Annotated in this window: 22 protein-coding genes; 9 read left to right on the top strand and 13 right to left on the bottom strand. The window is 69.9% G+C overall.

Features of this window, described 5'->3' with window-relative positions; all coding sequences use genetic code 11:
- Window positions 1–8 precede the first annotated feature (8 nt).
- Both OG407_RS24325 and OG407_RS24320 read right to left on the bottom strand, forming a co-directional pair.
- Window positions 9–794, bottom strand: coding sequence for a Pr6Pr family membrane protein (locus tag OG407_RS24325; protein WP_405861135.1), 786 nt, complete (start codon window positions 792–794; stop codon window positions 9–11).
- A 111-nt stretch (window positions 795–905) separates the two neighbouring features.
- Window positions 906–1832 (bottom strand): metallophosphoesterase, encoded by a 927-nt coding sequence (locus OG407_RS24320; protein WP_405861133.1) that lies wholly within the window; start codon window positions 1830–1832, stop codon window positions 906–908.
- A 142-nt stretch (window positions 1833–1974) separates the two neighbouring features.
- Between OG407_RS24320 and OG407_RS24315 the strand changes: the two genes are divergently transcribed.
- Entirely contained in the window at window positions 1975–2442 is a 468-nt protein-coding gene (locus OG407_RS24315; protein ID WP_327402395.1) for a GatB/YqeY domain-containing protein, read from the top strand.
- Window positions 2443–2569: 127 nt separating this feature from the next.
- On the opposite strand, the gene OG407_RS24310 is transcribed toward OG407_RS24315, so the two are convergent.
- On the bottom strand, window positions 2570–4861 hold the full coding sequence (locus tag OG407_RS24310) for a transglycosylase domain-containing protein (protein WP_405861131.1): 2292 nt from the start codon (window positions 4859–4861) through the stop codon (window positions 2570–2572).
- A gap of 407 nt (window positions 4862–5268) precedes the next feature.
- On the opposite strand from OG407_RS24310, the gene wblA reads away from it, so the two are divergent.
- On the top strand, window positions 5269–5607 hold the full coding sequence (wblA, locus tag OG407_RS24305; RefSeq protein ID WP_019063745.1) for a transcriptional regulator WblA: 339 nt from the start codon (window positions 5269–5271) through the stop codon (window positions 5605–5607).
- A gap of 50 nt (window positions 5608–5657) precedes the next feature.
- Here the strand turns inward: wblA and OG407_RS24300 are convergent, their stop codons facing one another.
- On the bottom strand, window positions 5658–7109 hold the full coding sequence (locus tag OG407_RS24300) for an ArsA family ATPase (protein ID WP_405861129.1): 1452 nt from the start codon (window positions 7107–7109) through the stop codon (window positions 5658–5660).
- Entirely contained in the window at window positions 7106–8083 is a 978-nt protein-coding gene (locus tag OG407_RS24295) for an ArsA-related P-loop ATPase (protein ID WP_405861127.1), read from the bottom strand. The genes OG407_RS24300 and OG407_RS24295 overlap by 4 nt, the downstream gene beginning before the upstream one ends.
- 95 nt (window positions 8084–8178) lie before the next feature.
- Here OG407_RS24295 and OG407_RS24290 point away from each other — a divergent pair, with 95 nt between their 5' ends.
- The 4 genes from OG407_RS24290 (at window position 8179) to OG407_RS24275 (ending at window position 10778) form a co-directional block, all read left to right on the top strand.
- Window positions 8179–8337, top strand: a complete 159-nt coding sequence (locus tag OG407_RS24290; protein WP_019063748.1) for a DUF4177 domain-containing protein — start codon at window positions 8179–8181, stop codon at window positions 8335–8337.
- Window positions 8334–8801, top strand: a complete 468-nt coding sequence (locus OG407_RS24285) for a RidA family protein (protein ID WP_365301963.1) — start codon at window positions 8334–8336, stop codon at window positions 8799–8801. The genes OG407_RS24290 and OG407_RS24285 overlap by 4 nt, the downstream gene beginning before the upstream one ends.
- 218 nt (window positions 8802–9019) lie before the next feature.
- Window positions 9020–9895, top strand: a complete 876-nt coding sequence (locus OG407_RS24280) for an NUDIX hydrolase (protein ID WP_405861125.1) — start codon at window positions 9020–9022, stop codon at window positions 9893–9895.
- Window positions 9896–9947: 52 nt separating this feature from the next.
- Window positions 9948–10778: an MBL fold metallo-hydrolase gene (locus OG407_RS24275; RefSeq protein ID WP_405861123.1), complete on the top strand. Its 831-nt coding sequence runs from the start codon at window positions 9948–9950 to the stop codon at window positions 10776–10778.
- Here the strand turns inward: OG407_RS24275 and OG407_RS24270 are convergent.
- The 3 genes from OG407_RS24270 to OG407_RS24260 form a co-directional block, all read right to left on the bottom strand.
- Entirely contained in the window at window positions 10775–11599 is an 825-nt protein-coding gene (locus OG407_RS24270; protein WP_405861121.1) for a nucleotidyltransferase domain-containing protein, read from the bottom strand. The genes OG407_RS24275 and OG407_RS24270 overlap by 4 nt on opposite strands.
- 59 nt (window positions 11600–11658) lie before the next feature.
- Window positions 11659–12702, bottom strand: a complete 1044-nt coding sequence (locus OG407_RS24265) for a PQQ-binding-like beta-propeller repeat protein (protein WP_405861119.1) — start codon at window positions 12700–12702, stop codon at window positions 11659–11661.
- A 73-nt stretch (window positions 12703–12775) separates the two neighbouring features.
- Window positions 12776–13450, bottom strand: a complete 675-nt coding sequence (locus OG407_RS24260; protein WP_019063754.1) for a Crp/Fnr family transcriptional regulator — start codon at window positions 13448–13450, stop codon at window positions 12776–12778.
- A 207-nt stretch (window positions 13451–13657) separates the two neighbouring features.
- Between OG407_RS24260 and nth the strand changes: the two genes are divergently transcribed.
- The 3 genes from nth (at window position 13658) to OG407_RS24245 (ending at window position 16568) form a co-directional block, all read left to right on the top strand.
- Window positions 13658–14581: an endonuclease III gene (gene nth, locus OG407_RS24255; RefSeq protein ID WP_405861117.1), complete on the top strand. Its 924-nt coding sequence runs from the start codon at window positions 13658–13660 to the stop codon at window positions 14579–14581.
- Between the two features lie 84 nt (window positions 14582–14665).
- Window positions 14666–15355 carry an NUDIX hydrolase gene (locus OG407_RS24250; RefSeq protein WP_405861115.1) on the top strand — a complete coding sequence of 230 codons (690 nt, stop codon included), beginning with the start codon at window positions 14666–14668 and terminating at the stop codon, window positions 15353–15355.
- 13 nt (window positions 15356–15368) lie between these two features.
- Window positions 15369–16568: a MarP family serine protease gene (locus OG407_RS24245; RefSeq protein ID WP_405861113.1), complete on the top strand. Its 1200-nt coding sequence runs from the start codon at window positions 15369–15371 to the stop codon at window positions 16566–16568.
- Between the two features lie 44 nt (window positions 16569–16612).
- Here the strand turns inward: OG407_RS24245 and OG407_RS24240 are convergent, their stop codons facing one another.
- From OG407_RS24240 to acs, 5 genes are all read right to left on the bottom strand, one after another.
- The gene (locus tag OG407_RS24240; protein WP_078623198.1) at window positions 16613–16792 is read right to left on the bottom strand and encodes a hypothetical protein; all 180 of its coding nucleotides are present in this window, start codon (window positions 16790–16792) and stop codon (window positions 16613–16615) included.
- A gap of 182 nt (window positions 16793–16974) precedes the next feature.
- Window positions 16975–17925 carry an alpha/beta fold hydrolase gene (locus OG407_RS24235; protein WP_405861111.1) on the bottom strand — a complete coding sequence of 317 codons (951 nt, stop codon included), beginning with the start codon at window positions 17923–17925 and terminating at the stop codon, window positions 16975–16977.
- Window positions 17922–18407: a phage holin family protein gene (locus tag OG407_RS24230; RefSeq protein WP_405861109.1), complete on the bottom strand. Its 486-nt coding sequence runs from the start codon at window positions 18405–18407 to the stop codon at window positions 17922–17924. The genes OG407_RS24235 and OG407_RS24230 overlap by 4 nt, the downstream gene beginning before the upstream one ends.
- A 43-nt stretch (window positions 18408–18450) precedes the next feature.
- On the bottom strand, window positions 18451–19887 hold the full coding sequence (nhaA, locus tag OG407_RS24225) for a Na+/H+ antiporter NhaA (RefSeq protein ID WP_405861107.1): 1437 nt from the start codon (window positions 19885–19887) through the stop codon (window positions 18451–18453).
- Between the two features lie 219 nt (window positions 19888–20106).
- The gene (acs, locus tag OG407_RS24220) at window positions 20107–22068 is read right to left on the bottom strand and encodes an acetate--CoA ligase (protein ID WP_405861105.1); all 1962 of its coding nucleotides are present in this window, start codon (window positions 22066–22068) and stop codon (window positions 20107–20109) included.
- Window positions 22069–22113 lie beyond the last annotated feature (45 nt).

Here is a 22113-nt window from a genome sequence, read left to right as displayed (position 1 = left end):
CGTTTACTTTAGCCCACCGGTGGCCGGAGACGAAATCCGGTTTTGGCGCGGTGGCGGATCGGGTTGGGGCGGGCGTGGTCGAGGGCCACGAGGAGGACGGAGAGGGCGTAGAAGGCGAGGCCGAGGAGGAGGGCGTTGCCCAGGACGCTCTTGTAGCCGTGCTGTTCGACGTCCAGGAAGGTGTAGAGGTAGCGGCCCGGTGTGCCGGGGAGGATCAGCTCGCCCCGGGCCAGATAGACCGCCAGGTACGTCATCGGGTACAGCAGCCACGTCGCCGCCATCCGCAGGTGCAGCCGGCCGGGGGCGGTCAGGAACAGCCAGTCGATCACCGCCGCGATCGGCGTCACCGTGTGCAGCACCTGGTTGGTCACCGCCTGCCAGCCCGTGGGAGCCGTCGTGCCGCCCGTCATCGCGAACGGGCTCGACGCGTGCGCCAGGATCAGGTGGTACACCAGGCCGGTGATCGTGATGTAGAGCAGTGCCGCGCCCGTGACCAGGGGGGAGAGGGGGCGACGGGCCGTCCAGGCGCGGCGGGCCGTGGCGATCATGACCAGGGCCAGCAGGATGTTGCTCTGGATCGTGAAGTAGGTCAGCACCCGGATCGGGCTGCCGAGGAACAGGTCGACGGTCACCGCCGCTGCCGCCGCGAGCGCGACCAGCAGTCGGTACGCCGCCGTCAGCGGGCGACGGTACGGGGCCACCACCGCGGTGGCGGGAACGGGTGAGGCGAGCAGCGCGGGCATGCCGGGTACCGCGGGGAGGTCCGGGATGTCCCTGGGTATCGGGGCGGTCATGCCCTCACGCTAGGCAGCGGGGACGAATCGGGCGATACGGGTGGGCTGGATGAGGTAACCCCAGTGACCGCGACCCACGAGGACCTCCGCGGCGGTCCCGGTACCTGTCTCCTACTCCTGCCCCACCAACGTCAACAACGTGGCCTCCGGCGGGCAAGCAAACCGCACCGGCGTATACCGATTGGTCCCGCACCCGGCCGACACGTGCAGATACGACGTCCGCCCCTCCGCCGAATGCCGGGACAGTCCCTTGACCCGGTCCGTATCCAGGTCGCAGTTCGTGACCAGCGCGCCGTAGAACGGAATGCACAGCTGGCCCCCATGCGTGTGGCCGCCGAGAATCAGGGGATAGCCGTCCGCTGCGAAGGCGTCCAGCGCCCGGAGATACGGCGCGTGGACCACGGCCATGGAGAAGTCGGCGTCGTCGGACGGGCCGCCGGCCACGCGTGCGTAGCGGTCACGCTTGATGTGGGGGTCGTCCAGGCCGGTCAACTCCACCGACGCGCCGTCGAGTTTCAGCGTCCCGCGCGTGTTCGTCAGGTTCAGCCAGCCCGCCGCGTCGAAACCGTCCCGCAGGTCCTCCCACGGGTTGTGGATGGCTCCTACGACGGGCGGGTTGCCGTTCAGCCCGTGGCGGCCCGCGGTCTTCTCGAACAAGTACCGGGCGGGGTTACGGGGTGTGGGGCCGTAGTAGTCGTTCGAGCCGAAGACGTACGCGCCCGGGAAGTCCATCAGCGGGCCGAGCGCGTCGAGGACCTCGGGGACGGCCTCCGGGTCGGAGAGGTTGTCGCCGGTGTTGATCACGAAGTCGGGGCGCAGGCCCGCGAGCGAGCGCAGCCAGCGCTGTTTCTTGCGCTGGCCGCCGACCATGTGGATGTCGGAGACCTGGAGGACTCTGAGCGGGCGCATGCCGGCCGGCAGCACCGGGACCGTCACCCGGCGCAGACGGAAGGAGCGGACCTCGAACGCCGCCGCATAGACCACACCGGCGGCACCGGCCGCCGCAATTCCCAGAGGTACTCCGTATCGCGCGCGCATACCGCCATCGTGTCAGACCCCACTGACACCCCGTCGGCCGCGGCCACTTAAGAAGCTCCTTGAGCGACTCCTTGAGCGGCTCCTCCAGCAGGCCCTTAAATCCGCGGGCGGCCGGACTCACGCACCTGCGAGAATCGGACCCATGACCACCACGCTCAAGTCGAAGCTGCAGGAAGACCTCAACGCCGCGATCAAAGCGCAGGACAAGCTGCGCTCCTCCACGCTCCGGCTGACGCTCTCCGCGATCACCAATCAGGAGGTCGCGGGCAAGGAGAAGCGCGAGCTGTCCGACGACGAGGTCCTCAAGGTGATCACCAAGGAGGCGAAGAAGCGCCGCGAGGCCGCGGACGCCTTCGCGCAGGGCGGTCGTCCCGAGTCGGCCGCGCAGGAGACGGCGGAGGGCGAGATCCTCGCCGAGTACCTGCCCAAGCAGCTCGGCGACGAGGAGCTGACCGCGATCGTCACCCAGGCCGTCGAGGAGGCCAGGGCGTCCGGCGCCGAGGGCCCGCGCGCGATGGGTGCCGTCATGAAGATCGTGAACCCGAAGGTCGCAGGCCTTGCCGAGGGTGGTCGCGTCGCCGCTGTGGTGAAGAAGCTCCTCGCCGGCTGAGCCGCCACTCCGGAGAAATCCGTCCGGAGAATCGCATTTCTTTACGACGACGGGGGCGCCCCTTGTGAAAAGGGGCGCCCCCGTCGTCGTAGACGAAAAGCCTGAACAGCGGGTGACCGACGGGGAGTTATCCCCTGTTGCCGCCGTTCCCGTTGCCGTTGTTCCCGCCGTTCGACGTGCCCTGGATGAAGCCGTCGGGGAAGGAGAACGTCGGGGTCGGGTCGGTGCCGCCGTCGGTCGTGCCGGTGGTGCCGCCGTCGGTGGTCAGGCCGCCGTTGTCGTTGCCCCCGTTGTTGTCACCGCCGTTGTCGCCGTTCTTGCCGCCGTCGTTGCCCTTGTCCTTCTTGACCGGGTCGGGGATGTTGACGAGCTGGAAGGACTGGGCCTGCTTGCCCTCCAGGGCGCCGGACATGGCGTCCTTCCAGATCGGGCCGGGGGTGTCGGCGCCGTAGACCTGGTCGTGCCAGACGCCGCCGATGCGGATGCTGGTCATCTCGACGTTCTGCTTGGGGCTGCCGACCCAGACCGCGCCGGCCAGGTTCGGGGTGTAGCCGACGAACCAGGCGTTCTTGCGCTCGTCCGTCGTACCGGTCTTGCCGGCGCTCTCGCGGTCGGTGAGGCCGGCCTCCTGGCCGGTGCCCGAGTCGACCACACCGCGCAGCACGGTGTTGATGGTGTCGGCGGTCTTCTTGCTCATCGCGCGCGTGCAGGTCGACTTGGGGACGGCGAGCGACTTCTGCTCGTTGCCCACCTTCTGGGTGATGGACTCGATGGCGATCGGGGTGCAGTAGGTGCCCTCGTTGGCGAAGGTCGCGTACGCGGTGGCCATCGTCAGCGGCGAGAGGCCCTTCGAGCCGAGCGCGATGGCCGGGACCTCGGGGATCTTGTCGCCGTTGCCCTGCACGACGCCGAGCTTGTTGGTCATGCTCACCACGGGGCACAGACCGATGTCGGAGATCATCTGCACGAAGTAGGTGTTGACCGACTTGGCCATCGCCTCCTTCAGCGCGTACGGACCGTGCTCCGACTCGCTCTCGTTCTCCACTGTCGCGCCGCCCGTGTTGACCCAGTTCTTGCCGCTGCAGGTCGAGACGGGGCTCGGGTAGTCCATCGAGTACGGCGCCGGGTACTGCTGGGTGGCCGGCAGGCCCTGCTCCAGCGCGGCCGCGGCGACGAACGGCTTGAACGTCGAGCCGGTCGGGAAGCCGAAGTTCGAGCCGCCCATGTCGGCGTTGACCGAGTAGTTGTACTCGGTCTCGTTCTTGCCGTAGCCGTACGGCCTCGACTGGCCCATGCCGAGGATCTTGCCGGTGCCGGGTTCGACGAGGGTGGCCGCCGCGGCGACCGAGTCCGACTTGTAGATGTGGTCCTTGAGCGAGGCCTGCACCGAGTCCTGCGCCTGCGGGTCCAGCGTCGTACGGATCGTCAGGCCGCCCTGGTTCCAGATCTTCGCCCGGGCCTCCTTGGTCTTGCCGAAGACCGGGTCGCTCAGGAAGACGTTCTCGACGTACTTGCAGAAGAAGCTGGCGCCCTTGACCGCGGTGATGCAGCCGTTCTTCGGCTGGCTGACCTTCAGGCCGAGGTCGGTCTTCTCGGCCGCCAGGGCCTCCGCCTTGGAGATGTCGCCGACCTCCGCCATGCGGGCCAGCACGGTGTTGCGCCGCTTCTTGGCCTCGGCCTCGTCGTTGATCGGGTCGTAGCGCGTGGGCGACTGGACGATGCCCGCCAGCAGCGCCGACTGCTGGAGGTTCAGGTCCTTGGAGTGCTTGGAGAAGTAGCGCTCGGACGCGGCCTCGACGCCGTAGGCCTGCTCTCCGAAGAAGGTGATGTTCAGGTAGTTCTCAAGGATCTTCTTCTTGCCGAGCTTCTCTTCGATCTGGATCGCGTACTTCAGCTCCTTGACCTTGCGGCCGAGCGTCTGCTGAGTGGCCTCGGCGACCTTCGTCGGGTCGTCACCGGCCTCCTCGACGAAGTAGTTCTTCACCAGCTGCTGCGTGAGGGTCGAGGCGCCCTGGGACACCCCGCCGCTCTGCGCGTTCTTGTTGAGGGCGCGCAGGACGCCCTTCAGGTCGATCGCGCCGTGCTGGTAGAAGCGCGAGTCCTCGATCGCGACGATCGCCTTCTGCATGTACGGCGAGATGTCCTTGAGCTCCACCACCGTGCGGTCACGGGAGTAGACCGAGGCGATCTGGTTGCCCTTGCTGTCCAGGATCGTGGTGCGCTGGCTGAGCTGAGGGCTCTTCAGACTGTCCGGGATGTCGTCGAACCCCTGGACCGACCCCTTGGCCGCTAGTCCCAGCGCGCCGGCCGCGGGCATCGCGATTCCGGCCATGACGGCACCGGCGAGCACACTGACACCGAGGAACTTGGCGGTCTGTTGCAGGGGGGACAGACCACCACCCGAGCGCTTTTTTGGCATGGGGGCAGCCTACGTTCTCATTCGCCGGACACGTGTATAGGCGTTGGCCTAAGCTGCTCTCAACTGTCACAGCAGCGCGGTCACGTATCAATACGTCCGGCGACCCCGAATCGTTCCGGTCGTTCCCGGATTTTTTGTCGGAGGTGTGTCCGAATCCGCCTCCTGTGTCACCCGGTGCCCCTTGTGGCGCATGTCAACTGTCCCGCTTTGCCGGGAAAGTCACGCATGTCGTCAGCTCACTCCCCCGGGTGATCTGCCGCTTACCCATAGTCCGTTCGGGCCATTCAAGATTGGGCCCGAAGGGGGTGTTGCGCTGTGCCCACCTTCCGTAACGTCCTCAACTGGCGGCGGTGAATATGCCGCTGCCGCCGTGGGGGAGCCTCGATTCGGGAGAGGACGGCGCCGGTATGGGCTGGGTTACCGACTGGAGTGCGCAGGCGGCCTGCCGCACTACCGATCCGGATGAACTGTTCGTTCAAGGAGCAGCGCAGAACAGGGCGAAGGCAGTGTGCACCGGATGTCCGGTTCGCACGGAGTGCCTCGCCGATGCGCTCGACAACCGCGTCGAATTCGGCGTGTGGGGAGGAATGACGGAGCGGGAGCGCCGCGCACTGCTGCGCAGGCGGCCCACTGTCACTTCATGGCGCCGGCTACTGGAGACCGCGCGTATCGAGTACGAACGAGGGGTCGGGATCATCCCCCTCGACGACGACGAGATCTACGAGAACTACGCGGCGGTGGGCTGACGCCGGTCCCGTAGGGGCCGATCGACCCCGGGCGACCCCCGGGGTATGCGTCAGACCTTCGTCTCGGGCAGCTCCGGCCGACCGGCCGCGAGCCGGTTCCCGATGTCCCGCAGCCCCGCGAGGTCATGTACATCGCCGGGCAGCGCGGCCACTTCGGCGACGGCCACCTCCGGGTGGCGCGCGGTGAAGCGGTCACGTGTGCGCTGCTCACGTGAGAGCAGGCGCATCCGCTCGGCATGCAACTTGAGCAGGCCCGCGGTGAGTTGGTCGACGGATCGCTCGTCGTCGGTCGACTGATCGTCGGTGTCGTCCGTGGCGGTGGACCGCTCCTGGTCCGTATCGGCGGGGGAGCCTTCGTCAGGAGCTGTGGCGCGAACTGCTGCCTCGGTGGCGGGCGGTGAAGCGGGAGATTCTGAACTGCCGTACGTGTCGGGAGAGTTACGAAGTCCAGCTTTCCCGCCCACCTGATCGACAATGCGGGGCTCTTCAAGATTTTCCGCGGCGGCGAGTGCCCGCTCGGCCGACAGCCGGGCGGCTCCGCTGCCGTGCACCCGGTTGAGCACCAGACCGGCCAGCGGCATCTCCTCGGCCGCCAGCCGCTCCACGAAGTACGCCGCCTCGCGCAGCGCGTCCCGCTCCGGGGCCGCTACCACCAGGAACGCCGTGCCGGGCGCCTGGAGCAGCTTGTACGTCGCGTCCGCGCGCGTGCGGAAGCCGCCGAAGGTGGTGTCCATCGCGGCGATGAACGTCTGGATGTCCTTGAGCAGTTGACCGCCGAGCAGCTTGCCGAGCGTGCCGGTCATCATCGACATGCCGACGTTCAGGAACTTCATCCCGGCTCGGCCGCCCAGCTTCGCCGGCGCGGTCAGCAGCCGGATCAACTTGCCGTCCAGGAACGAGCCGAGACGTTTCGGCGCGTCCAGGAAGTCGAGCGCCGAGCGGGACGGCGGGGTGTCCACGACGATCAGGTCCCAGTCGTGCTGGGCGCGCAGCTGGCCCAGCTTCTCCATCGCCATGTACTCCTGCGTGCCCGCGAAGCCCGCCGAAAGCGACTGGTAGAAGGGGTTGTTGAGGATCACGGCCGCCCGCTCGCGGTCCGCGTGCGCCTCGACGATCTCGTCGAAGGTGCGCTTCATGTCGAGCATCATGGCGTGCAGTTCGCCGTCCCCGTCGACGCCCTTCACGCGCCTCGGGGTGTTGTCCAGCGAGTCGATGCCCATGGACTGGGCGAGCCTGCGGGCCGGGTCGATGGTCAGGACGACGACCCGGCGCCCCCGCTCGGCGGCCCGCAGCCCGAGCGCCGCCGCGGTGGTCGTCTTGCCGACCCCGCCCGAGCCGCAGCACACGACGATGCGTGTCTCCGGGTCGTCGATCAGCGGGTCCACGTCGAGCACGCGCGCGTGGGAGATGTGGTGGGAGCGGGCGGCGTCCTGTGAACGGGCGGTGCCTTGTGAACGGGAGCCGTGGGCGGGGTCCTGATCGCGGGCCGGGTCCGGACTCATGACATCCCCTGCTTCCGCAGCTCGGTGGCGAGTTCGTACAGGCCCGCGAGGTCCATGCCCTCGGCGAGCAACGGCAGTTCGTGCGACGGCAGGCCCTGCTCGCCGAGCACGGCCCGCTGGTCGTGCTCCAGCGCGTACCGCGCGGCGTACTCCTCGGCCTGCGCGAGCAGCGGATCCACCAGCTTCTCGGCGTTGCCGCCGCGCCGGGCCCCGCCGAGGCCCGCGGACGACAGCGCTTGCGCTACGGCGGTGCGCGGGACGGCCCGTACGAGATCGAGGTCGGCCGCGTCCAGCACCTCGGGGCGGACCATGTTCACGATGATCCGGCCCACCGGCAGCCGGGCCGCCCGGAGTTCGGCGATGCCGTCCGCGGTCTCCTGGACGGGCATCTCCTCCAGCAGCGTCACCAGGTGCACGGCCGTCTCCGGCGACTTCAGCACCCGCATCACCGCCTGCGCCTGATTGTGTATCGGGCCGATCTTCGCGAGCCCCGCCACCTCGTCGTTGACGTTGAGGAAGCGGGTGATGCGGCCGGTGGGCGGGGCGTCCATCACGACGTAGTCGTAGGCGAACCGCCCGCTCTTCTCCTTGCGGCGTACGGCCTCGCAGGCCTTGCCGGTCAGGAGGACGTCCCGGAGTCCGGGCGCGACCGTGGTGGCGAAGTCGATCGCGCCGAGTTTCTTCAGGGCGCGGCCCGCGCTGCCGAGTTTGTAGAACATCTGGAGGTAGTCCAGAAGGGCCAGTTCGGGGTCGATGGCCAGGGCGTACACCTCCCCGCCCCCGGGAGCGACGGCGATCTTCCGCTCCTCATAAGGCAACGTCTCCGTCTCGAAGAGCTGCGCGATGCCCTGGCGACCCTCGACCTCGACGAGAAGCGTCCGCTTCCCCTCGGTGGCCAGGGCCAGCGCGAGGGCCGCGGCCACCGTGGTCTTGCCGGTACCGCCCTTGCCACTGACGACCTGGAGCCTGCTCACGTCTTCGAGCCTAACCAGTCCGCGCCCGAACCAAGCCAGAGGCTGTGGATAACGCGGCGGCGGAGGGGTGGTCGGCAGCGGCTAAAGTCGGCCGCATGACCAAGTGGGAATACTCGACAGTGCCGCTTCTCGTACACGCCACGAAGCAGATTCTGGACACCTGGGGCGAGGACGGCTGGGAGCTCGTCCAGGTCGTGCCCGGGCCGAACAACCCCGAGCAACTGGTGGCCTACCTCAAGCGGGAGAAGGCATGAGTGCCGTCGACGCCCGGCTGGCCGAGCTCGGTCTGACCCTGCCGGCGGTCGTCCCGCCGCTCGCCGCGTACCAGCCCGCCGTGCAGTCCGGGGTGTACGTCTACACCTCCGGCCAACTGCCCATGGTGGACGGCAAGCTCCCCGTCACCGGCAAGGTGGGCGCCGAGGTCACCGCGGAGGAGGCCAAGGAACTGGCCCGCACCTGCGCGCTGAACGCCCTCGCCGCCGTCAAGTCCGTCACCGGTGACCTCGACCGCATCGCGCGCGTGGTGAAGGTCGTCGGCTTCGTCGCCTCGGCCTCCGACTTCACCGGCCAGCCCGGTGTCATCAACGGCGCCAGCGAGCTGCTCGCCGAGGTCCTCGGCGACAAGGGCGTGCACGCGCGGAGCGCGGTCGGCGTGGCGGTCCTGCCGCTGGACTCACCGGTCGAGGTCGAGATCCAGGTGGAGCTGACGGAGGCGTAGTCGCTGTCCCGGGGTGGACGACGAGCGGGCTTGGACGAGCAGGCTGGATCGCTGTCGCCGTCCCGGGGCGGGTGATCGGCCGGAATCGCTGACTGGCGATTGCGGCGGGTGTGGCAGGTGCGGTCGCTGTCCCGGGTGCGGGATCGGGCGTAATCGCTGACCAGGGGTACGTGTTGTTGCCTCTCGAACATCCGCGCGCTACGGGATAGCCTCCGCCCATGGCGAACGGTCAGTGGTACCCGGCGGAGTGGCCCGAGCGCATCAGGGCACTCGCGGAGGGCCGGCTCACGCCGGTGGAGCCCCGTCGGGCGGCCACGGTGATGCTCCTCAGGGACACCGGCCCCGACACCGGCCCCGCCGTCCACATGCTGCGCAGACGCGCCTCCATGGCCTTCGCCGGGGGCGCGTACGCGTACCCGGGCGGCGGTGTCGACCCGCGCGACGACGATCACCACGTCCGCTGGGCGGGCCCCACGCGCGCGTGGTGGGCGAACCGGCTGGGCGTCGACGAGACGGCGGCCCAGGCGATCGTGTGCGCGGCGGTCCGGGAGACCTACGAGGAGGCCGGCGTCCTCCTGGCCGGCCCCACCCCCGACTCGGTCGTCGGCGACACCACGGGCCCCGACTGGGAGACGGACCGCGCCGCCCTGGTCGCCCGTGACCTGTCCTTCGCGGAGTTCCTCGACCGCCGCGGCCTGGTCCTGCGCTCCGACCTGCTGGGCGCGTGGGCCCGCTGGATCACCCCGGAATTCGAGACCCGCCGCTACGACACCTGGTTCTTCGTCGCCGTCCTCCCGGAGGGCCAGCGCACCCGCAACGCCTCCACCGAGGCCGACCGCACGGTGTGGATCACCCCGGGCGAGGCGGCAACGTCGTACGACAAGGGCGACCTGACGATGATGCCGCCCACGATCGCGACCCTGCGCGGCCTGATCCCGTACGACAGCGCGGCGCAGGCGTTGTCGGCGGCCTCGGAACGTGACCTGACCCCGGTCCTCGCCCGGGCCAGCCTGGAGGCCGACGAGGTCGTCCTGACCTGGCCGGGCCACGGGGAGTTCACGAAACACATTCCTTTGGGCGGGGCGCCGGCATGACCCCACTGAACGAAACCCCCCACCCCGCCGCCGCCAAGGAAGGCGCCCCCGTATGACCGACGCAGTCGCCCTCCCCGGTCAGCCACGTGGCGGGGTGTTCACCGGGCCCGCCACCGCTCGGGCCGTCAACGTGCTCGCGCCCAACGCGTCCGCGATGACGTTGGACGGGACGAATACGTGGATCGTCGCGGAGCCGGACTCGGAGTTGGCCGTGGTGATCGATCCGGGGCCGTTGGACGAGGGGCATCTGCGGAATGTCGTCGACACCGCCGAGAAGGCGGGGAAGCGGGTCGCGTTGACCCTGTTGACGCACGGGCACCCCGACCACGCCGAAGGTGCCGTGCGGTTCGCCGAGTTGACCGGTACCAAGGTGCGCGCCCTGGATCCGGCGTTGCGGCTCGGGGACGAGGGGCTCGCCGCCGGGAACGTGATCCGGGTCGGCGGGCTGGAGTTGGTTGTGGTGTCGACGCCCGGGCACACCGGGGACAGCCTGTGCTTCCATCTCCCGGCCGATCAGGCCGTCCTGACCGGGGACACCATCCTCGGGCGCGGTACGACCGTCGTGGCGCATCCTGACGGCCGCCTGGGGGACTACCTGGACTCGCTGCGGCGGCTGCGGTCCCTGACCGTCGACGACGGCGTCCACACCGTCCTGCCGGGTCACGGGCCCGTCCTGGAGGATGCCCAGGGTGCCGTGGAGTTCTATCTCGCCCACCGCGCCCACCGGCTCGCCCAGATCGAGACGGCCGTCGAGAACGGCTACCGGAGCCCGTCCGAGGTCGTCGCCCACGTGTACGCGGACGTCGACCGCTCCCTGTGGCCGGCGGCGGAACTGTCCGTACGGGCCCAGTTGGACTACCTCACGGAACACGGCCTCATCTAGTCAGCGGGGCGGGACGCCTTCACGCCGTGCACGCGCGCGTACTCCTCGGCCAGCCACGGGCCCAAGTCGTCGACGTACGACCGTAGGACGCTCGCGTCGCCCGGTGGGTCGTATGCCAACTCCGCCGCCTCGCGCAGGGCCTCCGCCCGCTCCGGGTAGTACGCGGCGAACGCCCCTGCCATCTCCCGTAGGTCGCTGGTCCAGCCGTTCCAGCGGGGCATGACCAGGGTGAAGCCGGTGCGGACCAGGTGGCGGGACATGAAGCGGACCAGGTGGCGGCGGGCCTCGTCCGTGTCCTCGGCCGTGGCGATGCGCTCGCGCCAGCGGGGGAGCAGGCGGGCCAGGTCGCCGTTCGTCTCCCGGGCCAGCCGTGCGTCGGGGCGGTAGCGGGGCAGGTCCTCGGCCAGGTCCTCCCCGAGCAGCGGGGTGCACAGGCACGCCACGAACCACCCCAGGTCGTACGTCTCCGGCTCGCTCAGCAGCCGTGCCCGGCCGTACAGCAGCGTGCCGACCCCGTCGATCTCCGGAAACTCCTTGTCGAGCGCCTCACCGAGGTTCCGGGCCCCGGAGCGGTCCTCCTCGGTCGGCTCCCGCCGGGTCACCACGAGCAGGTCCAGATCGCTGCGCCCCACGCGCGCGGTGCCGCGCGGGATCGACCCGTAGAGGTACGCGCTGTTGAGGCGTCCCCCGTAGAGGTCGATCAGCCGGTCGCGCGCGGCGGCGACGACCGGGCGGAAGGCGGGCGGGATACGCCCCAAGGAGCCCTCGCGCTCGATGTATCCCTGGGCGTCGAGCCCTCTGGGGGGAACGGTTCCGGCCATGGGATCACTGTGCCGGGTGACGGGTCCCCGGGGAGGGCTTTTCCGGCCGCTGGAGGGGGTCACCTCCAGCGGAACACCCGTAGTCCGTGGCTGTAGTCGCCGGCCTCGCAGCCCACCGCGACCAGGTCGCCGGACGCCGCGACGAGCGAGTCGAACGCGGTGCCGGGCAGCCTGCGCCGGGCCACCACCCTGCCGTCGGCGGGGTCGAGCACGCTCAGGCGGCCGCCGTACTCGTGCACGACCAGCAGCCGGCCCTGGTGGGCGAAGACGCCGTCCTGGTACGTCTCCTTGCCGTGCCACTCCCACAGGAACTCGCCGGAGGAGACGGAGTACGCCCCGAGCCGGTTGCCCCGGTCGAGCTCGGCCCTGTCCTTCGGGACCAGGCCGACCACCAGGACGTCACCGACCACGGCGACCTGCTCGCCGAACCTCTCGTACCCCTCCGGGAGGGCCAGTGTCACGGCCCTGGTCCCGCCGTCGCCCAGGACCAGGAGGCTGTGCCCGCCGCGCACGCCGCGTGTCCTCAGGGAGGCCACGAAGGGGCGGGCGCTGATGACGGACGCGCTCTCCACGCGCGGGTCGGTGAGTTCGTATGTCCAACGGATCTCGCCCGTGTCCACGTCGAGGGCGCGCATCACCGGCCGCGTCTCCCAGTCCTTCCACGACTCCCCGGCCGTCGCGAGAAGACCCCCGCCGAGGGCGACCTTGGACGGTATGTGCCCCAGCTGGGCCGCGTCCTGTTTCCGGCGTCGTACGACCTCGCCCGTGCCGATCACCAGGGAGGTGAGGCCGACGCGTTTCACGTCCCGGCGCCCGTCTTCGTAGTGCATGACCACCCCCACGCCGTCCTCGGCGTCGGCGGACACCAGACCGACGACCTGGTCGCCGGGCGGCCGCCAGGTCCACAGCGGATCGCCCGTGGTGGCCCGGAACGCCTGCACTCCGTCGACGCGGGCGATGACGACGGTGTCGTCCGTCAGCCACAGGCCCAGCGGCTTTCCGCCGAGGTCGCCCTTCTCGTCGGGCGTTCTCCACAGCCGGCGCGCCGATCTTCGCCACCAGGAGTGTTTCCAGGCCGAATCCGACGCCTTGTCCTCGTACATCCCCACCCCTGGCGATACGCGAAGGGCCCCGCCGTACGAGCAGGGCCCTTCGAAGTCGTACGAAATGCTGTGGCTAGCGCGAGCGCTTCGCCAGCCGCTCCACGTCCAGCAGGATCACCGCGCGGGCCTCCAGGCGCAGCCAGCCGCGGCCCGCGAAGTCCGCCAGTGCCTTGTTGACCGTCTCGCGGGACGCGCCGACCAGCTGGGCCAGCTCCTCCTGCGTGAGGTCGTGCACCACGTGGATGCCCTCCTCGGACTGCACGCCGAAGCGGCGGGAGAGGTCCAGGAGGGCGCGGGCCACGCGGCCGGGGACGTCCGAGAAGACCAGGTCGGACATCGCGTCGTTGGTCTTGCGCAGTCGGCGGGCGACCGCGCGCAGCAGTGCGGAGGCCACCTCGGGGCGGGCGCTCAGCCAGGGCTGGAGGTCGCCGTGGCCGAGGCCGAGCAGCTTGACCTCGGTCAGCGCGCTGGCGGTCGCCGTACGCGGGCCCGGGTCGAACAGCGACAGCTCGCCGATCAGCTCGCCGGGGCCGAGGACGGCCAGCATGTTCTCGCGGCCGTCCGGGGAGGTGCGGTGCAGCTTCACCTTGCCCTCGGTGACCACGTAGAGCCGGTCGCCGGGGTCGCCCTCGTGAAAGAGGGAGTCCCCGCGCGCGAGGGTCACCTCACTCATGGAGGCGCGCAGCTCCGCGGCCTGATCGTCATCGAGCGCCGCGAAGAGCGGGGCGCGCCGCAGAACGTCGTCCACGAGTTCTCTCCTTGTCGACCTGCTCAGGGGATGGTGCTCCCCCTTGGTACCAGGGGACCGTGCTCCCCATTTTGCTGGACCGTCCAAACAGTGTGATCTGTCACAAGGATGCCGCACTGGTGTCCCGAGGTAAGCGGCAGGGGTCCAATTGGGGGCTGATCTTCGGGGTCCGGGGCGGATGTCAGTGGTGGGCTCTAGGCTGGCCGGGTGTCCAAATCGCCGGTGAGAGCACAGGCCAAGGGGGCTGGGCGGATGGTTGTACCTCGTGATTCCGCTGTGGGCGAACAGGGCCCTGACGGCGGCAAGGGTGACGGCAGGAAAGTGACGAAGGGGGCAAAAGTGATGGCCGGCGTGAAGAGTGAATCGCACACCGCCCTCGTCCGCCGTGCCCGCCGCATCAATCGCGAACTGGCCGAGATCTATCCGTACGCCCACCCGGAACTCGACTTCGAGAACCCCTTCCAGCTCGTGGTCGCCACGGTCCTGTCGGCGCAGACCACCGACCTGAGGGTCAATCAGACGACCCCGGCCCTGTTCGCCAAGTACCCGACCCCCGAGGACCTGGCCGTCGCCGACCCGGAGGCGGTCGAGGAGATCCTCCGCCCGACCGGGTTCTTCCGGGCCAAGACCAGGTCGGTGATAGGGCTCTCCAAGGCCCTGGTGGCGGACTTCGGCGGCGAGGTGCCCGGACGGCTCGAAGATCTCGTCAAGCTGCCCGGTGTGGGCCGCAAGACCGCCTTCGTGGTGCTGGGCAACGCCTTCGGGCGGCCCGGCATCACCGTGGACACACACTTCCAGCGGCTCGTACGGCGCTGGAAGTGGACCGAGGCGACCGAGCCCGACAAGATCGAGGCCGCCGTGGGAGCGCTCTTCCCGAAGAGTGACTGGACGATGCTCTCGCACCACGTGATCTTCCACGGCCGCCGGATCTGCCACGCCCGCAAGCCCGCCTGCGGCGCCTGCCCCATCGCCCCGCTCTGCCCTGCGTACGGCGAGGGCGAGACCGACCCGGAGAAGGCGAAGAAGCTGCTCAAGTACGAGAAGGGCGGCTACCCGGGCCAGCGCCTCAACCCGCCGCAGGCCTATCTGGACGCGGGCGGTAAACCGGCGCCGCCCCTGGGCTCGGCGTGACGGGAATCGGTGTGACATCGGGGGCCGGATGACGGAACGATCTCGGAGGTATCGGGCGTTGATCAGTGGGAACGGGGGTGGGGGATGACACGCGCGAGCAATACCCAGGGTGCGGTGCTCAGCAAGGACGGGCTGCCGGGCTGGCTCGATCCGGTGGTGCACGCCGTGGAGACGGTCGAGCCGCTCCAGCTGAGCCGGTTCCTGCCGCCGGAGGACGGCGCGGGGCGGCAGTCGGCGGTGCTGATCCTCTTCGGGGAGGGCGATCAGGGGCCCGAGCTGCTGCTCATGGAGCGGTCGAGTTCGCTCCGGTCGCATGCGGGGCAGCCGTCCTTCCCGGGTGGCGCCCTCGACCCCGAGGACGGTGATCCGACGGGCGACGGGCCCTTGCGGGCCGCTCTCCGCGAGGCCGAGGAGGAGACCGGGCTCGACCCGGCCGGAGTGCAGCTCTTCGGGGTGCTGCCCAAGCTGTACATCCCGGTGAGCGGCTTCGTGGTGACGCCGGTGCTGGGCTGGTGGCGGGAGCCGACTCCGGTGGGCGTGGTCGATCCGAACGAGACTGCGAGGGTGTTCACGGTCCCCGTGGCGGATCTCACGGATCCGGCCAACAGAGTCACCGTCACGCACCCCAGCGGCTTCCTGGGTCCGGCATTTCTGGTCGAATCGGCCCTCGTCTGGGGCTTCACGGCCGGAGTCATCGACCGTCTGCTGCACTACTCCGGTTGGGAGCGGCCCTGGGACCCCGAGAAGCAGGTCCCGCTCGACTGGCGGTCATGACAGGGTGTCGGTCGTGAATGTGCTGGACATCCTGCTGCTGGTCGCCGCCGTGTGGTTCGCGATCGTGGGCTATCGCCAGGGGTTCGTCGTCGGCATCCTGTCGGTGATCGGGTTCCTGGGCGGCGGTCTCGTCGCCGTGTACACGCTGCCCGTGATCTGGGACGCGCTGACCGAGAAGTCGGAGGTCAGCACCACCGCGGCCGTCGTCGCGGTCATCATCGTCATCGTCTGCGCCTCCGTCGGCCAGGCCCTGACCACGCACCTCGGCAACAAGCTGCGCCGGTACATCACCTGGTCCCCCGCCCGCGCCCTGGACGCGACCGGCGGCGCCCTCGTGAACGTCCTCGCGATGCTCCTGGTCGCCTGGCTGATCGGTTCCGCGCTGGCCGGCACCACCCTGCCGACGCTCGGCAAGGAGGTCCGCAGCTCCAAGGTGCTGCTGGGGGTCTCCCGGGCGCTGCCCTCGCAGGCCGACACCTGGTTCGCGGACTTCTCCTCGGTCCTCGCGCAGAACGGTTTCCCGCAGGTCTTCAGCCCGTTCGCGAACGAGCCGATCAACGACGTCCAGCCGCCCGACCCGGCCCTCGCCTCCAGCGCGGTCGCCACCCGTGCCCAGCAGTCCATCGTCAAGGTCATGGGCACCGCCCAGAGCTGCGGCAAGGTCCTGGAGGGCTCCGGCTTCGTCTTCGGCGACCGCCGCGTCATGACCAACGCGCACGTCGTCGGCGGCGTCGACGAACCCACCGTCCAGATAGGCGGTCAGGGCCGCAAGTACGACGCCAAGGTCGTCCTCTACGACTGGCACCGCGACATCGCCGTACTCGACGTGCCGGACCTGAAGGCGCACTCCCTGCAGTTCGCGACCAAGGACGCCACCAGCGGCAACAGTGCGATCGTCGCCGGCTTCCCGGAGAACGGGTCGTACGACGTCCGTGCCGCACGCGTGCGTGGCCGCATCACGGCCAACGGCCCGGACATCTACCACCGCGGCACGGTCCGCCGCGATGTGTACTCGCTCTACGCGACCGTCCGCCAGGGCAACTCCGGCGGCCCGCTGCTCACGCCCGAGGGCAAGGTGTACGGCGTGGTCTTCGCGAAGTCCCTCGACGACCCCGACACCGGGTACGCGCTCACCGCCGACGAGATCCAGCCGGACATCCTCAAGGGGCGCACCGCCAACGAGCAGGTGGACAGCGACAGTTGCGCGCTGTGAGAGGTGTGCGCACCGAAAGGCGTGCCCTGTAAGAGGTGGGTGCGTCAGCCTCGGGGATGACGCAGCCGTACCGAGACCCAGCGGGCCCGGCGGCGCAGAATGCGCGGGATCCCCACCCTGAGGTCGGTGCCCTGGAGTTGCGGGGCGCCCCGTTGGTGGGAGCTCAGACCGTGGTCCGAGCGGCGATTGCGTGCTGCGTCACTGTAGTCGTGCGTCCAGCCCATACCCCGACGTCTGCCCCTGCCCCAAGGTCGATAACCACCCCTTGGGGCCCCAATTGGCCTATGCGCGAGGCAAGTAGCCGTTCGTAGTACAGGTGTTCAGGTCCGGACACCGGGTGCGGTGGATCGGTCACGGGCCGGTCATCGATGGGTGATCGACGGGTCATCAGCCGGTCGGCGGCCGGTCAGCGGTCGGGTTCGGGATCCTGCAGCCAGTTGACCAGTTCGGTCGAGAAGGCCACCGGGTCCTCCTCGTGCGGGAAGTGCCCGAGACCGTCGAACAGCCGCCAGCGGTACGGCGCTTCGACGTACTCCCCGGACCCCGCCGCGCTGCGGGTGCGCAGTACCGGGTCGAGGGAGCCGTGCAGATGCAGCGTCGGCACCCGAACCGGCCGCTTCATGCGCCGGTTGAACTGGATGCCGTCCGGGCGTGCCATCGACCGCACCATCCAGCGGTACGGCTCGATCGAGCAGTGCGCGGTCGACGGGATCAGCATCGCCCGCCGGTACGCCTCGACCGCCTCGTCGTCGGGCAGGCTCGCGCCGGACCAGTCCCGGATCAGCGTGCCCACCAACTCGGCGTCCTCGGCGAGGAGTTGCCGCTCGGGGATCCAGGGGCGCTGGAAGCCCCAGATGTAGGAACTCGCGGTCGACTGCCTGACGTCGGAGAGCATCGCCGAGCGCCAGCGCCGGGGGTGCGGCATCGAGGAGACGGCGAGCCGGCGCACCAGCTTGGGGCGCATCGCGGCCGCCGTCCACGCCAGATAGCCGCCCAGGTCATGGCCGACCAGCGCGGCGTCCGGCTCGCCGAGCGAGCGGATCACGCCGGTGACGTCGAGGGCGAGGTTGGCGGGGTCGTAGCCGCGCGGGGTGCGGTCGCTGCCGCCGACGCCCCGCAGGTCCATGGCGACGGCCCGGAACCCGGCGTCGGCCAGCGCGCCGAGCTGGTGCCGCCAGGTCCACCAGAACTGGGGGAAGCCGTGCAGCAGCAGCACCAGCGGCCCGTCGCCCACCTCCGCGATGTGGAAGCGGGCGCCGTTGGCCGCGACATCCCGGTGGGTCACCTCGCGCCCGCCGGGAATGTCGAGCCGTACGACCGAAGCAGGTTGCGCCCAGGGATTGGCGGGGTCCGTCATGAGGACGAGCGTGCCACAGCCTCGATGGCTTCGGGGACACGGTTCTCGATCGCCGCGCGGGGATGCGGCTTGGCGTTGCCCAGGACGCCCGCGGTCTCCTTCACCGAAGCGGCCACCTTCTGCGGGCCCTTGCTCTTCGCCGCCTTCTTGAAGAAGAGCACGCCCACCAGCCCGAGGACGACCGCGACGAGCACGTTCGCGGCGAAGGAGAGCAGGAAGCAGAGGGCCATGTTCCAGCCGCTCCAGGTCCGAATCCCGTACGCCAGCGCGAAGTTGAGCATCGGCAGGGAGAACAGCAGCACCACCGCGGCGACCGTGAACGCGCCGCCGCCCGCGACACCGCGCTTGACGTCCTGCTTGAGCTGCGCCTTCGCCAGCGCGATCTCGTCGTGCACCAGCGCGGACATCTCGGTCGTCGCCGAGGCGAACAACTGGCCGATGCTGCGTTCGGCGCCGACCGGGCTGCCGTCGGGTGCGCTCATCGCGTACTCCCTCATCTGCATGTGTTTGTACCGTCTGGTCAGATCATGCCGGACCGTCGTTGTCCTCGCCTGCCCCGCCCGCCACTTCGGCAAGCCCGCGTCGCTCGGCGGCCTTCACCTCGGCGAGCCTGCGGTGCTCGGCGGCCTTGCGCTCGTGGATCTCCGCCATGCGCAGGTGGTACGACGGCTCGTCCTGCTCGTAGATGTCGGGGATGCCGTCGAGGTCCTCGTCGCGCTCCTCGTCCTCGTACATCCTGCGGTACCTGGCGTTGCGCAGCTTGAGCAACACGGTCGCGCCGAGGGCCGCGACGACGGAGCCGACGAGGACGGCCGCCTTGACCTCGTCGGTGAGCACCTGGTCGCCGTCGAACGCGAGTTCCCCGATGAGCAACGACACGGTGAAGCCGATGCCGGCCAGCGAGGCGACCGCGAACACGTCCGGCCAGGCGAGGTCGTCGCTGAGCGAGGCGCGGGTGAAACGGGCCGTCAGCCAGGTACCGCCGAAGATGCCGACCGCCTTTCCGACGACCAGTCCGAGGACCACGCCGAGCGTCTCGGGCTTCGTGAACACGTCGCCCAGCGCGCCGCCCGAGATGGCGACCCCCGCGCTGAACAGCGCGAACAGCGGCACCGCGAGGCCCGCCGACAGGGGCCGTACGAGATGTTCGACGTGCTCGCCGGGGGAGTGTTTCTCGTCCTCGCGGGTGGTGCAGCGCAGCATCAGGCCCATGGCCACGCCGGCGATCGTCGCGTGGACGCCGCTGTTGTACATCAGCGCCCAGATCACGAGCGCGAGCGGGACGTAGACGTACCAGCCGCGTACGCCCCTGCGCAGCAGCAGCCAGAAGACGGCCAGGCCCACGGCCGCCCCGGCGAGCGCCACGAAGTCGATGTCGGCGGTGAAGAAGACCGCGATGATCAGGATCGCGAACAGGTCGTCGACCACGGCGAGGGTGAGCAGGAAGGCGCGCAGCGCGCTCGGCAGGGAGGTGCCGATGACCGCGAGGACGGCGAGCGCGAAGGCGATGTCGGTGGCGGTGGGCACCGCCCAGCCCTGGAGGGAGCCGCCGCCGGTGAGGCTCGTGAGGGTGTACACGAGTGCCGGTACGGCCATCCCGCACAGGGCCGCCACGACGGGCAGGGCGGCGGCCTTGGGGTCGCGCAGGTCGCCGGCGACGAGTTCGCGCTTGAGCTCGATGCCGGCGACGAAGAAGAAGACGGCGAGGAGGCCGTCGGCGGCCCAGTGGGCGACCGAGAGGTGCAGGCCGAGGGCGCCGGGGCCGAAGTGGTAGTGGCTGACGCTCTCGTAGCTGTCGTGCAGCGCCGGGACGTTGGCCCAGATCAGCGCGGTGACCGTGGCGATCAGGAGGAGGACACCGCCGACGGTCTCGGTGCGCAGCGCGTCCGCGATGAAGTTCCGCTCGGGCAGGGACAACCGGCCGAGCACTTTGCGGGCGGCGGTGGGGCGGGGCGCGGTCACGGGGAGACCTCCGGTCGGTGGGCAGCGCGGAGCACTTGCCGACCAGACTTCCCGGCACACCTAGACGATCTTGGCGCGTTCTTGACGCTCCGCATACCTTACCCAGGGTGCGGCGGGATGCGTCCGGCGCGTTTCACGGTAGGCGCAAAAAGGGCGCCCGGCATGTTCGCCGCCGGGCGCCCTTCGTCGTCGTATGCGCAGGTCAGTCCGCTGTCGTGGTCAGTCCTCGCTGGACGCGGCCGGGAGCTTGTCCTGGATCAGGGTCATGACGGTGGAGTCGGTCAGGGTGGTGACGTCTCCCAGCTGCCGGTTCTCCGCCACGTCCCGCAGCAGGCGGCGCATGATCTTGCCGGAGCGGGTCTTCGGCAACTCGGCCACCGGGAGGACCCGCTTGGGCTTGGCGATCGGGCCCAGCACGGTGCCGACGTGGTTGCGCAGGTCGGCGACGAGGTTCTCGTCCTCGGCGTTCGCCGTGCCGCGCAGGATCACGAAGGCGACGATCGCCTGCCCGGTCGTCTCGTCCGCCGCGCCCACTACGGCCGCCTCGGCGACGGCGGGGTGGGAGACGAGCGCCGACTCGACCTCGGTGGTGGAGATGTTGTGCCCGGACACGAGCATCACGTCGTCCACGCGGCCGAGCAGCCAGATGTCGCCGTCGTCGTCCTTCTTCGCGCCGTCACCGGCGAAGTACCTGCCCGGGAACCGCGACCAGTACGTGTCGAGGAACCGCTGGTCGTCGCCCCAGATGGTGCGCAGCATCGACGGCCACGGCTCGGTCAGGACCAGGTAACCGCCGCCGCCGTTCGGGACCTCGTTGGCCTCGTCGTCGACGACCGTCGCGGAGATGCCCGGCAGCGCGGTCTGCGCGGAACCGGGCTTGGTCGCGGTCACGCCCGGCAGCGGCGAGATCATCATCGCGCCGGTCTCGGTCTGCCACCAGGTGTCCACGATCGGCGTCCTGTCGGCGCCGATGTGCTTGCGGTACCAGATCCACGCCTCGGGGTTGATCGGCTCGCCGACGGACCCCAGGATGCGCAGGCTGCCGAGGTCGAACTTCGCGGGGATGTCGTCGCCCCACTTCATGAACGTACGGATCGCGGTCGGCGCCGTGTACAGGATCGTCACCCCGTACTTCTGGATGATCTCCCAGAAGCGGCCCTGGTGCGGGGTGTCGGGGGTGCCCTCGTACATGACCTGGGTCGCGCCATTCGCGAGCGGGCCGTAGACGATGTACGAGTGCCCGGTCACCCAGCCGACGTCGGCCGTGCACCAGTAGACGTCGGTCTCCGGCTTGAGGTCGAAGACGGCGTGGTGGGTGTACGCGGCCTGGGTGAGGTAGCCGCCGGAGGTGTGCAGGATGCCCTTGGGCTTACCCGTAGTACCCGAGGTGTAGAGGATGAACAGCGGCTGCTCGGCCTCGAACGCCTCGGGCGTGTGCTCCGCCGACTGCCGGTCGACGATCTCGTGCCACCACACGTCCCGCTCGTCGTTCCACGCGACGTCCTGGCCCGTACGGCGGACCACGAGCACGTGTTCGACGCCGCTGTCCGCGCGGTCGACCGCGTCGTCCACGGCCGGCTTGAGCGCGGACGGCTTGCCGCGCCGCCAGCCGCCGTCCGTGGTGATGACGACCTTGGCGTCCGCGTCCTGGATGCGGGTCGCGAGCGCGTCCGCCGAGAAACCGCCGAACACCACCGAGTGCGCGGCGCCGATGCGCGCGCAGGCCAGCATCGCGACCGCGGTCTCCGGGATCATCGGCATGTAGACGGCGACCCGGTCGCCCTTCTGAACTCCCAGCTCCAGCAGGGCGTTCGCGGCCTTGGAGACCTCGTCCTTCAGCTCGGCGTAGGTGATCGCGCGGCTGTCGCCGGGCTCGCCCTCGAAGTGGATGGCGACGCGATCGCCGTTGCCCGCCTCGACGTGTCGGTCCACGCAGTTGTACGCCACGTTGAGCGTGCCGTCCTTGAACCACTTGGCGAACGGCGGGTTCGACCAGTCCAGCGTCTCGCTCGGCTCCTTCGCCCAGCTCAGGCGGCGGGCCTGCGCGGCCCAGAAGCCGAGCCGGTCAGCCTTGGCCTGCTCATACGCCTCCGCCGTGACATTGGCGTTCGCCGCCAGGTCGGCGGGGGGTGCGAACCTGCGCTCCTCGCGCAACAGGTTGGCCAGGCTTTCGTTGCTCACGGCATCTGCCTTTCCCAGGGTGTCCGTTGTGTCCCGGGCCAGCTC

Source organism: Streptomyces sp. NBC_01515, assembly GCF_045040345.1.
In the GTDB taxonomy this organism is placed as follows: Bacteria; Actinomycetota; Actinomycetes; order Streptomycetales; family Streptomycetaceae; genus Streptomyces.
This window is presented reverse-complemented; position numbering and strand designations above follow the sequence as displayed.